This is a genomic window from Paraliobacillus sediminis, from assembly GCF_003426055.1.
Genome location: NZ_QJSI01000002.1, coordinates 487,882 through 501,859, shown reverse-complemented (window position 1 = coordinate 501,859; position 13,978 = coordinate 487,882). Strand labels below are relative to the sequence as shown.

General features: G+C 34.9%; 14 protein-coding genes. 9 read left to right on the top strand and 5 right to left on the bottom strand.

Annotated features, from left to right (window positions below):
- The first annotated feature begins 142 nt into the window (after positions 1-142).
- Entirely contained in the window at positions 143-301 is a 159-nt protein-coding gene (locus tag D2K60_RS08610; protein WP_117169598.1) for a YfhD family protein, read from the top strand.
- A gap of 56 nt (positions 302-357) precedes the next feature.
- On the opposite strand, the gene D2K60_RS08605 is transcribed toward D2K60_RS08610, so the two are convergent.
- Positions 358-1,026, bottom strand: coding sequence for a peptidylprolyl isomerase (locus D2K60_RS08605; protein WP_117169597.1), 669 nt, complete (start codon positions 1,024-1,026; stop codon positions 358-360).
- A gap of 231 nt (positions 1,027-1,257) precedes the next feature.
- On the opposite strand from D2K60_RS08605, the gene D2K60_RS08600 reads away from it, so the two are divergent.
- On the top strand, positions 1,258-1,728 hold the full coding sequence (locus D2K60_RS08600) for a hypothetical protein (RefSeq protein ID WP_117169596.1): 471 nt from the start codon (positions 1,258-1,260) through the stop codon (positions 1,726-1,728).
- 65 nt (positions 1,729-1,793) lie between these two features.
- Here the strand turns inward: D2K60_RS08600 and D2K60_RS08595 are convergent, their stop codons facing one another.
- The gene (locus D2K60_RS08595) at positions 1,794-2,702 is read right to left on the bottom strand and encodes a DMT family transporter (protein ID WP_240335283.1); all 909 of its coding nucleotides are present in this window, start codon (positions 2,700-2,702) and stop codon (positions 1,794-1,796) included.
- 216 nt (positions 2,703-2,918) lie between these two features.
- Here D2K60_RS08595 and D2K60_RS08590 point away from each other — a divergent pair, with 216 nt between their 5' ends.
- Positions 2,919-3,707 carry a SurA N-terminal domain-containing protein gene (locus D2K60_RS08590; protein WP_117169595.1) on the top strand — a complete coding sequence of 263 codons (789 nt, stop codon included), beginning with the start codon at positions 2,919-2,921 and terminating at the stop codon, positions 3,705-3,707.
- A gap of 32 nt (positions 3,708-3,739) precedes the next feature.
- On the opposite strand, the gene D2K60_RS08585 is transcribed toward D2K60_RS08590, so the two are convergent.
- The 3 genes from D2K60_RS08585 to D2K60_RS08575 all read right to left on the bottom strand — a co-directional run bounded on the left by D2K60_RS08585 (position 3,740) and on the right by D2K60_RS08575 (position 5,597).
- Complete coding sequence (locus tag D2K60_RS08585; protein WP_117169594.1) at positions 3,740-4,195, bottom strand: GNAT family N-acetyltransferase; 456 nt, start codon at positions 4,193-4,195, stop codon at positions 3,740-3,742.
- A gap of 105 nt (positions 4,196-4,300) precedes the next feature.
- Positions 4,301-4,543: a YppG family protein gene (locus tag D2K60_RS08580; RefSeq protein ID WP_117169593.1), complete on the bottom strand. Its 243-nt coding sequence runs from the start codon at positions 4,541-4,543 to the stop codon at positions 4,301-4,303.
- A gap of 196 nt (positions 4,544-4,739) precedes the next feature.
- Positions 4,740-5,597, bottom strand: a complete 858-nt coding sequence (locus tag D2K60_RS08575; RefSeq protein ID WP_117169592.1) for a MurR/RpiR family transcriptional regulator — start codon at positions 5,595-5,597, stop codon at positions 4,740-4,742.
- 173 nt (positions 5,598-5,770) lie between these two features.
- Between D2K60_RS08575 and gnd the strand changes: the two genes are divergently transcribed.
- The 6 genes from gnd to D2K60_RS08545 all read left to right on the top strand — a co-directional run bounded on the left by gnd (position 5,771) and on the right by D2K60_RS08545 (position 13,880).
- Entirely contained in the window at positions 5,771-6,667 is an 897-nt protein-coding gene (gene gnd / locus D2K60_RS08570; protein ID WP_117169591.1) for a phosphogluconate dehydrogenase (NAD(+)-dependent, decarboxylating), read from the top strand.
- A 27-nt stretch (positions 6,668-6,694) separates the two neighbouring features.
- Positions 6,695-8,038 (top strand): GntP family permease, encoded by a 1,344-nt coding sequence (locus tag D2K60_RS08565; RefSeq protein WP_117169590.1) that lies wholly within the window; start codon positions 6,695-6,697, stop codon positions 8,036-8,038.
- Positions 8,039-8,130: 92 nt separating this feature from the next.
- On the top strand, positions 8,131-9,675 hold the full coding sequence (gene gntK / locus D2K60_RS08560) for a gluconokinase (RefSeq protein ID WP_205418615.1): 1,545 nt from the start codon (positions 8,131-8,133) through the stop codon (positions 9,673-9,675).
- Between the two features lie 180 nt (positions 9,676-9,855).
- Positions 9,856-10,851, top strand: coding sequence for a substrate-binding domain-containing protein (locus tag D2K60_RS08555; protein ID WP_117169588.1), 996 nt, complete (start codon positions 9,856-9,858; stop codon positions 10,849-10,851).
- 25 nt (positions 10,852-10,876) lie between these two features.
- Positions 10,877-12,694 carry a cache domain-containing sensor histidine kinase gene (locus tag D2K60_RS08550; RefSeq protein WP_117169587.1) on the top strand — a complete coding sequence of 606 codons (1,818 nt, stop codon included), beginning with the start codon at positions 10,877-10,879 and terminating at the stop codon, positions 12,692-12,694.
- On the top strand, positions 12,687-13,880 hold the full coding sequence (locus tag D2K60_RS08545; protein WP_117169586.1) for a response regulator: 1,194 nt from the start codon (positions 12,687-12,689) through the stop codon (positions 13,878-13,880). The genes D2K60_RS08550 and D2K60_RS08545 overlap by 8 nt, the downstream gene beginning before the upstream one ends.
- Positions 13,881-13,978: the final 98 nt, after the last annotated feature.

Genomic DNA, 13,978 nt, shown 5'->3' with positions numbered 1-13,978 from the left:
CAAATTCCTGATAGTTAAATCTATGATAAAAAGTCAGCGTTCATGAATAGAACGTTGAATAAGATAGTACTTGCAAAAAATACGGATAATTCAGAAGCATATTTACCATGCTAAGTGTTAAAATATAGAAAGGAGTGGCGTAATGGGCAGAGACGAACATCGAAATGGCAAACACAACAAAGCGAAATTACCACAAACACCTAAAAATCAAAAGAATTCAGATGGTGTCGATATTGAAATGTCTAATAATCCAGAAGTACAATTTGGTGTTAATGAAGAGGAAGCTAAAGATAATAGATAGTAAAAAAAAGTGCATCCATTGAATAATAAATGGATGCACCCTTATATTACCTTATTTTATTCTACAATTGGATCTGGATAATCATACCCAAATGTATCGACAACGACTGTTTTCATACGTTGATCTTTAAGAGGTTTATTCGTTTCTGGATCTTTTTCAACAGTAACGATAGAATCAACAACTTCCATACCTTCGATAACTTGTCCAAAAGCAGCATATTCACCATCTAGGTTAGTCGAATCGGCTACCATGATAAAAAATTGTGATCCTGCTGAATCTGGCTCATTTGTTCGTGCCATTGATAGTACACCACGTTCATGTGATAAGTTATTCTCAAATCCATTCGAAGTAAATTCACCTGGAATTGAATAGTCTGGACCACCACCTCCTGTACCATCAGGATCTCCACCTTGAATCATGAAGTCAGGAATGACTCGGTGAAAGATTAGATCATCGTAAAAACCCTTTTCGATTAAGGAGACAAAGTTCGCAACTGTATTTGGAGCGATGTCAGGAAATAATTCTAAGATTATTTCTTCATCATTCTCCATCGTGATAGTAACCACTGGGTTTTCCTCTACATCAGATAAGTCTAATTGTTCATCCGTTTGCTCTGCTGATTCTTGCGGTTCGTCTGGTTCTGTTGTAGAACCACAACTTGCAAGTATTAATAGTAGCAACAAACTACTTATTAAGACTAGGATTGGTTTTATTTTTATTGTCATATGTAAATTCCTCCTGTTAAATCTTATTAAACTAAACATTTCAATCTATTATATCACGTATAGATTCTGAATTAGAGCGGTAATTTTCGTGAACATTGCGCGTGTATCAATTTCTCTGAAACAACATATTTGAAACATAGCCTAAACAGAATAAAGTTTATGCTGTTATGGATAGTATAGTTTGATTGGGAAAAAGTAAATATGACTATGTGAAATGGAGATGATCGAACAATGTATAAAAAATTGCTTGCCGTTTTCCTGGTTTCTTTCTTTATATTAGCGGGTTTTAGTTTTATCCCAACCGATATAAATGTGGATGAAATCATTGTTTATACAGAAGAAGTGACAGTAAACTCAGAAGTCTTTTTACAAGATACACAAAACAATAGTAGCGACGCTACTATCATGGAAGGTGTAAATACAGTTTTAGCAACAATTGAAGCATTAAAAGATGTTGTGGAACAATCTCCAGATGAAAGTAAGGAAATAATAAAACGTGGTAAAAAACTAGATGAAGATTGGGAGCTTATTGAAAAGAAAGTAGAAGATGCGTATCCCGAGGATTATACGAATATTGAAGAAAGTCTTTATCCGTTAATCGATGCAGCACAAAGTGAGAAACCAAACAATGATGTATTAAAGAAACTTATCACAGAAGTAAATGACAAACTATTTAAATTCAAAGAGAAAATATCTGCCTAAATAGAACGTTTAGATAAAATGAAAAGACATTAGAGGGCTATCTAATGTCTTTTCATTGTGCTAAATCAATTCTGGATGGGTCTTGTTCTATTTATTCGAAAAGAAAAAACGGTTAAAAATAAAGATAGAAATACAAGTATAAAGCCAAATACTTGCCAACTGCTCAACATTTCATTTAATAGGAGGAGACCTATTAAAACGGCTATAACTAACTCAAAGGAAGAAAGGATAGAAGCTTTGCTTGATTCCACATAAGAAAGTCCAATAGTAAATAAAATATAAGCGAAGATGGTAGAAATGATGGATATACCTAAAATATTCAACCAAACTTCTTTAATCATAAAGGCTTCTTTTTGCGTCCAAATAGAACTTGTTGGAATCATAAATATACTACCGCAAATCATCGAATATACTGTAATCGTGAGAGGGTGATAAATTCTACTAGCAAATTTTCCAATAATACTGTAAGAGGAACAAAATAGACCAGATAATAACCCTAATATAATCGTAGTCGATGTTAAAGAAAAGCTCCCTATAGGTAAAAATTGAATGACAAATCCACATCCTATAATAGTTAAGAAAACAGCGATTATTTTCTGAAGTGGCAATTTTTCCTTAAATAAGAATCTTGCTATTATGGCTGTAAAAGCTGGTGAAGTATAAATGAATATAACAGCAACAGAAAGGGTTGACCTCTCCATTACTTCAAAGTAACACCAATTAAACAAGGCCATGCTAACTACACCAAGTGCCATAAAATAAGGTAAGTCTTTTATTCTAATCTTTAAATAACTTCTTGCGATACTTGCTAGAATGATAAATAATATGAAACTGGATACGCTTAAGCGTACCGTTACTACTTGCCAGGGTGTGAAATTAAATGCGTACAAATTCTCAACAAATAAACCTGTTAATCCCCAGAAGGATGCTCCCAGAATAACAAGTCCGTAAGCAAAGTAATGATTCATTTGCATGGTTATGCCCTCCCATTTCTCTCTATCTACTAGGTTCAGGATAACTATTATAAAGTTGTGAAAAATTTTCACTTATGGCAGTAAGTTTAACGTATATGTTTAAACAAAGCAATATTTGTATATTTTAAAAACAAAATCATTTCAAACTTGTATTGGTTTTAAAGTTAAAATAAATATGTTACACTTGCGAAAGCTTAAATTGGAAGGAGAATGACAATGAATAAGAAATGGTTAGTAAGTTTACTTCTCGTATTATTCGTGCTTGTATTAGCCGCATGTAATGATGACGATGAAACAGCCGATGATACAAACGATGATACAGCATCACAAGAGGAAGAAACTTCAGAAGATAGTGAAACAGCAAATACGGAACAACCAGAAATGCCCGAGGCGGACTTGGAAGGTATACCTGAAGTTGTTGCTGAGGTAAATGGAGAAGAAATACAGCGTGAAACTTTTGAAACTACTTATCAAGGACAATTGCAGCAAGTTGCTTTACAATCACAAATGTCTGGAGAAGCAGCAGAGATAGATCAAGATCAATTGAAGACACAAGTTGCAGAAGGTATGGTTGGACAAGAACTCCTAATACAGGAGGCAAATAATCGTGATTATGAAGCTTCAGAAGAAGCTATAGATGAAGTGTTAAATAACCTAGTTGAACAAAATGGACTTGAAACACAAGAAGATTTTCTTGTAGCTATAGAGGAACAAGGAACGGATAGAGAAGAAGTAATGTCCCAAATTGAGCTACAAGTAAAAGTTGATCAGCTGATTGCAAGTGAATCAGAAGGTTCTGAACCAACGGATGAAGAGATACAAGCCTATTATGATCAAGTAGTTGAACAGCAAGAGCAAACTGACGGAGAAGCAGGAGAAATTCCATCTTTTGAAGATGCGAAACCGCAGATTGCTGAGCAGTTAAAGAGTCAAAAACAAGCAGAAGTAACCCAAACACTTATTGATAGACTGCGAGAAGATGCAGAAGTAACGATTAATTTATAATGCTAAAACCAGATCCAATTGGATCTGGTTTTTTATTTGTTAGGATGATTTTTTAAATTTTTGTACATCAATGTCGAAATATCATGAAACCCGATATTTTCATAAAGGTACTTGGCGTTATTTCCAGAGAATACATTTAGTTGTACCTCAGTATACCCTTGTGCTTCTAGTAGTTTGAAAACCTCGTTACACAATTTCTTTGCAACTCCTAGACCTCGACAGGATGGTAGCACATAAACTTCTGAGATATGACCAATCAATTTGTTAGAATAATAATCAAAATTTTCTCCTACACCAATCCAACCATGAATATAATTATCTTTAGTATAGATCATATAATACCCACCGTTAGCTAAAAAATTGGAGACTATTCGACGTGCTTTTTCTGGACTTGGTTCACCATAGCCCATGGTTGCTTCTGTTAGCACTATAGGTGCATGGTTGACAATTGTTTGTGTTTCACGATGCGTGGCTTTTCTAATAGCCATTTTGTTTCAAAACTCCTTATCGTACAATCAGTGAATTCAAATTGAAAAGCTTTATCACTATTTAATCTATTCAAAGTAAAGAAAGCTTGTGCTAAATAGAAAAAGTTATTTCTTAATATATTTTGTGATCAATGGACGCACTTGTTTGATCATTGGACTAACCTGCGTGTAAATACCTTGCACCTGTTGCGCCGTTGTTGTTATTTTATCTATATCGAAATTTCCATCAGCTGTCTTAAATTGTGCTAACAAATTTTGTTTCTTTTGAACTGGCGCTACTTGATATGGTCTGTGATATGGGATTAGCGGATAAGGTTGGGTAGGTCGTACTGGTCTTTCCGGAAACATTACTTCACCTCCTATAAATTATAGTTGCTATATATTATTCAAAGAGGGGAGTTGTGGAAAGGTATTTGTCCATGTGTTTTATCTGTTTAATAAGTTATGCTTTTTAAATTCAGTAATTATAATGTCGGATTAACGCATCTTAAATGAAGCAGAAAAAAAACCAAGTCAAATGAAATTTGAACTTGGATTTCTTCGTTTAGATACGCTTAGATGATATAGCCCTTCTAACTCTTCGCATCGATTCTATACCAACCTCTTTTTGTGCGATTAAAACATTTACATAAATGGCATCGATCAGACTAAGTTGGGCAATACGTGAAGATAAAGCCTCCGAGCGATAGTCTGTTTCTTCAGACAACGTGTACAATGGGATGTCGACCTTTTGACTGAGCGGTGATTTAGCTAAACTAGTAATGCCAATTGTTTTAACCCCGTTCTCTTGCACGATTTCCAGTATATCTAGAATGTCATTCGTTGTACCAGTATGGGAAATGAGTACTGCTACGTCATCAGGTGTCATTTGTGAAGCAGACATCAGCTGCATATGTGTGTCAACTTGAGCAAATACAGGAATACCAGTTCGAATAAATTTATGGTATGCGTCTTGAGCAATAACACTTGAGCCACCATTGCCGAAAAATTCGACTCTTCTGCCTTGAAGAATTAGTTCTATAGCAGCTTTAATGGCATGTTCGTCCATTACTTTTAAAGTATCTTCAAGTGTTTTTATATTGGAATGAAAAATTTTTTCTGCTACGGTTTTTTCATTATCATCAGGTAAGATCTTTTCATGAATGTCATTTATAGGCTCCGTAATTTCGGACGCTAATACTATTTTCATAGATTGATAACCTTTAAAACCAATGCGTTTGCAGAAGCGGAAAACAGTAGAATTTGCAATGCCGATATCATCTGCAACCTGATTAATTGTACCGTAAACAACTTTATGAGGCTTTTCTAATATATAATCAGCAATTCTTTTTTCTTTATGACTAAATGTTGCGTAGTGTGACCTTATTCGTACCAGGCAATGTTGGATTTCCTTGGTAGGCATTACATAACCTCCTTATCTATTACTATTATTATATAGGGAAATATGAAAAAAGGAAATATTTTTTTAGAACGCTTTCAAAAAAAGAAATATTTTTTCGGAAAACGCTTGCAAAAGAATAATTTTTTTTTGTATAATGAATTTATGAAATAATATTTTTCTGGGAGATGAAGTGTATGAAAATAGCAATGATTGGTTTAGGGAAAATGGGGATGAACTTAACACTTAATTTATTAGATCATGGTCATAAGGTTGTGGCCTACGATGTTTCTTCAGATTCAGTTAAACAAGCGGAAGAGAATGGAGCTGAAGCGGCCAAATCACTTAAGGACATTGTAGCAAAGTTAGAATCACCGCGAGTCATCTGGATGATGGTGCCAGCTGGTGATGTTACAGAAAAAGTACTGTCTGAAATTAATAGCTTATTAGATAAGGATGACATATTAATTGACGGAGGAAATTCAAACTATAAAGATACCGTTCGTCGTGCAGAAGAATTAGCAGAACAAGGGATTTATTATTTAGATGTTGGGACAAGTGGTGGAATGGAAGGTGCAAGAGAAGGTGCATGTACAATGATAGGTGGGGAGAAAACAGCTTTTAACCAAGTAGAAAAATTATTTTCTGACACATGCGTTGAAAGCGGTTACCTTTATACGGGTAAATCAGGAAGTGGTCATTTTTTAAAGATGGTGCATAACGGCATTGAGTATGGCATGATGCAAGCAATTGGAGAAGGTTTTGATATTTTAGATAAAAGTGAGTTTAATTATGACTATGAAAAGGTAGCACGCGTTTGGAATAACGGTTCTGTCGTTCGCTCCTGGTTAATGGAACTTATGGAAGACGCTTTCTCTGAAGATAGTAATTTAGATGACATAAAAGGTATTGTCCATTCGTCAGGTGAAGGTAAATGGACGGTAGAAACTGCATTAGAATTGCAAGTTTCTGCACCAGTAATCGCATTATCTTTAATGATGCGTAATCGCTCATTAGAGTCAGATACGTTTAGTGGCAAGGTAGTTGCAGCACTCAGAAATCAATTTGGTGGTCACGCAGTAGAAAAGAACTAATACGTAATACATTAGGAGGAATACATCATGTCAGGTACAATATTAATTTTAGTAGCAGTAGCGGCAATTTTTACATTATTATTCTTAGTAATTCGGATAAAGCTTCATGCATTTGTAGCATTAATGGTTGTAAGTTTACTGGTAGGTATCGCTGCAGGTATGCCATTAGATCATGTTATTGAATCGGTCGAAAATGGAATGGGTGGTACACTAGGCTTTGTGGCAATCGTTGTTGGTCTAGGTGCAATGTTTGGAAAGATGTTAGAAGTTTCAGGCGGAGTTGAACGTCTTGCACAAACGTTATTAAATAAATTTGGAGAAGATCGCTCACAATGGGCATTAGGTATTACCGGATTTTTGGTAGCGATTCCAGTGTTTTTTGATGTTGGTTTTATCATTTTAGTACCTTTAGTTTACGGTTTAGCGAAGAAGACAGGTAAGTCATTATTATACTATGGTATTCCTTTATTAGCGGGTTTAGCTGTTACACATAGTTATATTCCACCAACTCCAGGTCCAATTGCAGTAGCAGATTTAATTGGTGCAGATCTTGGGTGGGTAATATTATTTGGTATCATCGCAGGTATACCGTCAATGATTATCGCGGGTCCACTATTTGGTAAGTATATTTCGAAGAAGATTCACATTACGGTACCTGATTATATGAACTTTGAAGAAAAAGAGTATGACAAAGAGCTACCAGGCTTTGGAATGATTACTTCTATTATTATGGTTCCGTTAGTCTTGATTTTAGTTAATACACTTTCAGCAGTGATGCTTCCTGAAGGAAATACATTCCGAGCGATCACTACCTTTATTGGTAACCCGATTGTGGCATTAACAATCGCAACATTATTAACATTTACATTTTTGGGTACAAAAAGAGGTTATTCAAGACAAGATATACAAGATATAGCAACAAAAGCATTAGAGCCAGCGGGTATTATTATTTTAGTAACTGGTGCAGGTGGCGTATTTAAAACAGTATTAATTGACTCTGGTGTTGGTGATGTTTTAGGAAATATTATGGCAGGTTCGAATTTACCACCTATTCTTCTAGCATTTCTTATTGCTGCTGTAGTTCGTGTTGCACAAGGTTCAGCAACAGTATCGATGGTAACAGCTGCTGGTTTAATTTCACCAGTAATAGGCATTATGGGTCTAGAAGGTCCTGTTTTAGGATTAATCGTTATCTCAATTGCGGCAGGTGCAACCGTGCTTTCACATGTTAATGATTCTGGATTCTGGTTAGTAAGTAGATATTTCGGTCTTGATGTGAAAGACACATTAAAAACATGGACAGTGATGGAGACGTTAATTGGTGTTGTTGGTTTAATTACTGCACTTACACTTGGTCTATTTATTTCATAGAATTAAGGGAGCGCATTAAAAAGCGCTCCTTGTGTTTTAACGGATAAGGTAGGAGAATGTACGCAAGATGTATAAATGTTATTGGAGGTATAATTATGAAAAAAAATTATCTGCTGGGTGTAGATATCGGGACTACCAGTACAAAAGCGGTCTTATTTAATCGATCCGGAAAAATACAAAGTCAGCATGCAGTTGAATATCCATTATATACACCTGTTCCAGGTGCAGCAGAGCAAGATGTGGAAGAGATTCTGCGTGCTGTTAAAACTTCAATTCGAGAAGCAATCAAAAACAGCACGATCAACAAAGAGGAACTATTGTTTATTTCATTTAGTTCGGCGATGCATAGTTTGATTGCTGTGGATAGAGATGGTAAAGCCTTAACAAATAGTATTACTTGGGCTGATCAACGCAGTGAACCGTGGGCTAAAAAGTTAAAAGCAGAGAATGGACATCAAATCTATTTACGAACGGGTACACCGATTCATCCGATGTCGCCACTTGCAAAGATTATTTGGATAAAAAACGAGCAACCAGAACTATTTAAAAAAACAGATAAGTTTATATCGATTAAAGAATATGTTTTCAAGCAATTTTTTGATACGTATATCATTGACTATTCCATCGCTTCAGCAACAGGATTATTTAATTTAGAGAATCTGACATGGGATCAAGGCGCATTAGAGACAGCGGGGATCACTGATAATCAACTATCAACTATTGTTCCAACGACTCATCAGATACAAGGGTTAAATCAAGAATTGGCAGATGAACTTGGAATAGATGCTGATTTGCCATTCGTAGTTGGCGCTAATGATGGTGTGTTATCAAATCTCGGTGTTAATGCAATTGAACCAGGTGTTGTTGCACTAACGATAGGAACGAGTGGAGCTATACGAACAGTGACAGATCGACCAGTGACAGATCCGAAAGGAAGAATTTTTTGTTATGCATTAACAGAAAAACATTGGGTAATTGGTGGACCTGTTAATAATGGTGGAATGGTTATGCGTTGGCTTCGAGATGAAATCTGTCATGAAGAAGTTGCAAAAGCAACAGAGCAAGGTGTCGATCCCTATGATCTAATGACAGAAAAAATAAGCAAGGTACAAGCTGGAGCGGAAGGTCTAATTTTCCATCCATATTTAGCAGGTGAACGGGCTCCTTTATGGAATTCAAATGCGAGAGGGTCGTTCTTCGGTTTAGGAATGCATCACAAAAAGGAACATATGATGCGTGCAGTACTAGAAGGGATTAATTTAAATATTTATACAGTCCTACTAGCACTAGAAGAAATTATCGGGATTCCAGAAAAGATTCATGCTACTGGTGGTTTCGCCAAATCACCTGTTTGGAGACAAATGCTTTCAGATGTTTTTAATCAAGAGGTTCAGATTCCAGAAAGTGTCGAAAGCTCTTGTTTAGGAGCAGTAGTACTCGGGCTATATGCATTAGGTGAAGTAGATGATCTAAACGTTGTATCAGAAATGATTGGTACCACAGAAAGTAATCGTCCTAACCAAGAACAGGTAAATATATACACAGAGTTAATTCCGATTTTCATACGTCTTAGTCGCCTATTTGAAGAGGACTATGAGGCAATCGTTGCATTTCAACAAAAGCACGCGCAAAATTAAATAGCGAATTTTCAAAAACGGTATTAGGTAACACAACTAATACCGTTTTTTCTGTTTCTATATCTAATTGTTACATAATAGTATTGTAAAGGAAGATTTTTACCATTTTTTGTTTTGTGTTATAATAAAAAAGCACTTTTGGAAGCGTTTTCATATTAATTAAATAAGGGGAGTTCTTTATTGAGGAATCTACTTTTCGTCTACTTGTTATTGATTAGTTTGTTTGTACTATATGTGTATCACTATCAAACAAATGAATTAACGAAACAGGAATGGTCTGAGAACGAAATACAAGGAAATATGGATGAAACGTATGTGATGGTGACCTTTCAAGTTGGAATTGATTATTGGAAACGTGCGCTTAAGGGTTTTGAAGATGCTGCTGGGGCATTAAATGTGTCAGTAGAATATCGAGGTGCGCGACAATATGATGTAAACGAAGAGATTACTGTATTAGAACAAGTAATTGCGAAAAATCCTGCAGGAATAGCGGTTTCAACTATGGACCCTGATGCGTTAAGAACTGTTATCGATAAAGCAATAGATGCTGGGATTCCAGTAGTTATGTTTGATGCTGACGCACCTGAAAGTAAAGCATATGCATTTTTAGGAACAAATAATTATCACGCAGGAGTAGAAGCGGCACATAAAATGGCTTCATTGGTTAATGAAAAAGGAAAAGTTGGTGTAATTACACAGCCAAATCAATTAAATCACCAGGAAAGAACCCAGGGCTTTCAAGATACTATTTTTATGGAATATCCTGATATGGAGGTTAGCTCAATCCAAGATGGAAGAGGAAATCAATTGCAATCTAAACTGGTTGCACAAGACATGATCTCAGAATTCCCCGACTTAGTTGGTGTATTTGCTACAGAGGCAAATGGTGGTGTTGGAGTAGGTCAAGCAAGCATAAATAATAATCTAGAAGAGTCATTAAAAATTATTAGCTTTGATACGGATAAAGGAACTCTCGATATGATTCAAGACGGTGTTATATCTGCAACATTGGCACAAGGAACATGGGAGATGGGGTATTGGTCACTACAATTTTTGTTTCATTTACAACATAAAATTGTAGAACAAGAGGATGCGGAAACACCTTTACCCCGTTACGTAGATACGGGCGTTACGATTGTTACAAAGAAAAATGTGGATTCTTATTATCCGCAATAATCTCTTTAAGAATGGATTGATATTAATGAAACGTTGGATACAAATTAATAATTTACCCATTCGATATAAGTTAATCTCACATTTTTTACTTATCAGTATTATCCCTATAATCTGTTTAGGCTTTTTAATCAATTCGACAGTCGAGCGTGTTTTAGAAGAACAAGTGAACAATAACACGTCGCAACTTATAAGCAAAGTAAATGAATCGCTTGAATTTCATATCAATAATATGCAAAGTATTACGTATTTCATTGCTGCCAATAAAGATATACAACTGTTTCTAAACCAAAATTCAGAAGAAGAATCTATGGTGAACGAATATGATATCACAGACTTCTTAAGAAATTTTACTACGATATCACCCGAAGTAGCTGGATTATTAGTGGTAAATAATGAAGGTAATTACATGAGTAATGAACTATATGCACCGTCAGGGAAGAATTTGACGGAAGAATATTGGTATCAAGAAGCTGTTGATAATAAAGGTATTTTTAAAATCATTGGTAAACCAGAAGGTCGGAGCATAACGTCATTAGTGAATTATAGAAATGATGAAGTAGTTTCTGTTGTTCGTGCAGTAGTAGACCCATATACACAAGAAGTTCTGGGTGTTATTTTAATCGATTTAAAGGTTAGAGTTATTGCTGAAACAGTTAAGGATATTCGATTAGGAAAAACGGGTTATCTAATGGTTATCGATGATCAAAACCAGACGATATATCAACCAAATGAACCATTGATTGATACAATACCAGACCAGTGGATAGATGAAAGAACAACTGGTACTTTCTCGAAATTAGTTAATGACCAAAAACTACAATTTATATTCCACAAGTCATCGTTTGCTAATTGGACAACAATTGGTGTATTTCCAGCTAAAGAGACAATTTTTGAGATACGAGAAATACGATATTACTTAGTTATTTTTGTTTTTATAATCATGCTATTTGGAATTCCAGTCTCCTATATATTATCCAATTCGATATCTAAACCGATTTCCGAATTAATGCGATTCATGCGTAAAGCAGAAGAAGGAAATCTTGCTGTTCGTTATCATGAAAAACGGCATGATGAAATTGGATTACTTGGACGTAGTTTTAATAAAATGTTAGCACAAATAGATCAATTAATGCGCTTGACAAAGCGGCATGAAAGGCAAAAGCGAGAAGCTGAATTCAGAAGTCTTCAAGCAAATATTAATCCACATTTTCTCTATAATACGTTAGATTCTATTCAATGGATGGCAAGGAAGCAAAAAGCAGATGACATTGCAGAGGTAGTGGAATCATTAGCTAAATTATTTCGAATAGGATTAAGTAAAGGAAGAGATATGATACCCCTTTCTGAAGAAATAGAACATTTAGAAAGCTATTTAATGATCCAAAAAATGAGATATCGTGAAAAACTAAATTATCAAATTCAAGTTGATGAAAGTAATCGTTCTCTTTATGTTTTGAAATTTATTTTGCAGCCTCTGGTCGAAAATGCGATTTATCATGGTATTAAGGAACGACGTGGCTTGGGTCATATTATTGTGACTGCACATGAAAAAGAGCAAAAGCTATCTATTATTATTCAGGATGATGGAGTCGGTATGTCAGAAACACAACTAGAAGAAATACGGCAGGCACTAAGTGAGGCGATTACACGTACAGAAAATCAAGAAGAAAATAGAGATAAAAAAGGATACGGCATGTTAAATGTTCAAGCTCGAATTCTCTTAACCTTTGGTGAGGAATACGGAATTTATATGGATAGTAAGAAAGAGATTGGAACAAGAGTTGAAATTATATTACCAATTTTAAATGATCTCGTGTTAAATGGGGGTAAGCCTAATGCGTAAATGGAAAGTGTTAATTGCGGATGATGAAATGATGATACGTGAGGGGATACGGTATTCCGTTAACTGGGAGAAGTATGAAATGGAAGTAGTTGGGGAGGCGGAAGATGGGGAAGAAGTAGTACATTTAGCAATTAAGAATCAAATTGATTTATTATTAATAGATTTAAATATGCCAATAATGGATGGTATAACAGCTATGAAACAATTAAAGGAACAACTGCCACAGTGTAAAATGCTTGTGATTTCTGGTTATGATACGTTTCATTATGCACAGGATGCCATACGTTTACAAGTAGTAGATTATATTCTTAAACCTGTAAATCCAGAAAAACTGGGACAGATACTAATGGCACTTAAGAAAAAGTTTAGAACGGAGGTTAATCAAGAAATATATTTAAAACAAGCAGAAAAGCAACTAGTGAAAAATTATCAACAGCTTAAAGAGCGATTTTTTCAAGATTGGAAAGCAGATAAATTAACGCATGATGAGGTAAAGGATCAATTACAATTTTTAAGATTACCAAAAGTACTACCACTGCAGTATTTAGTGTTGAGGTGGCATACGTATCATCAAAATCAAACACTGATTACAGATAATGAAAGACAAATCTTCTTATTCGCAATTGACAATATTGTCGAGGAGATACTTGGTTCATCATCGATTGTTTTATTTAGAGAGGATTCTGAGTTACTTAATGTTTGCATCTGGGAGCGCGTGACCAATGAACAGATAACAGATCTTGTAACAGAGATAAAAAAACATTTAAAAATTACTTTGTATGCACATATTGAGGATGTTCTTTTTACAGAATTAACTGATTTATACAATGTGTATGATTTATGTAAGTTGAAAGTTGATAAGCAAGCACGAATTTCACCAATTGTAAAACAAGCCCAAACATATGTAAAACAACATTATCAAGATTCTTCACTTACTCTAGAAAGAGTTGCAGATAATGCTCATGTTTCAACAGTTTATATAAGTCGTATGATGAAACAAGAGTTAGGAATTTCTTATGTCGCCTTATTAACACAGTTGCGAATAAATAAAGCAGCAGATTTATTAAAAACAACCGATATGACAATTAGAGAAATAGCAGAAATTGTTGGGTATGAAACACAGCATTATTTTAGTACGACTTTTAAAAAAACAATCGGTATATCTCCAAACCAATTCAGAAAATAAAATTAAAGCCTTAAAGAATAATCTTTCGAAGGAACACAATTACTTAACAGATTTTATCTGTTAAGTAATTGTGTGTGTTTGATTTTTTAAAGTTGTAA

Coding starts and splice junctions, on each gene's coding strand:
- D2K60_RS08545 (WP_117169586.1), top strand. CDS start 12,687: ATGCGTAAATGGAAAGTGTTAATTGCGGATGATGAAATGATGATACGT.
- D2K60_RS08590 (WP_117169595.1), top strand. CDS start 2,919: ATGAATAAGAAATGGTTAGTAAGTTTACTTCTCGTATTATTCGTGCTT.
- D2K60_RS08600 (WP_117169596.1), top strand. CDS start 1,258: ATGTATAAAAAATTGCTTGCCGTTTTCCTGGTTTCTTTCTTTATATTA.
- D2K60_RS08565 (WP_117169590.1), top strand. CDS start 6,695: ATGTCAGGTACAATATTAATTTTAGTAGCAGTAGCGGCAATTTTTACA.
- gnd (WP_117169591.1), top strand. CDS start 5,771: ATGAAAATAGCAATGATTGGTTTAGGGAAAATGGGGATGAACTTAACA.
- D2K60_RS08575 (WP_117169592.1), bottom strand. CDS start 5,597: ATGCCTACCAAGGAAATCCAACATTGCCTGGTACGAATAAGGTCACAC.
- D2K60_RS08595 (WP_240335283.1), bottom strand. CDS start 2,702: ATGCAAATGAATCATTACTTTGCTTACGGACTTGTTATTCTGGGAGCA.
- D2K60_RS08580 (WP_117169593.1), bottom strand. CDS start 4,543: ATGTTTCCGGAAAGACCAGTACGACCTACCCAACCTTATCCGCTAATC.
- D2K60_RS08610 (WP_117169598.1), top strand. CDS start 143: ATGGGCAGAGACGAACATCGAAATGGCAAACACAACAAAGCGAAATTA.
- D2K60_RS08585 (WP_117169594.1), bottom strand. CDS start 4,195: ATGGCTATTAGAAAAGCCACGCATCGTGAAACACAAACAATTGTCAAC.
- D2K60_RS08550 (WP_117169587.1), top strand. CDS start 10,877: ATGAAACGTTGGATACAAATTAATAATTTACCCATTCGATATAAGTTA.
- D2K60_RS08605 (WP_117169597.1), bottom strand. CDS start 1,026: ATGACAATAAAAATAAAACCAATCCTAGTCTTAATAAGTAGTTTGTTG.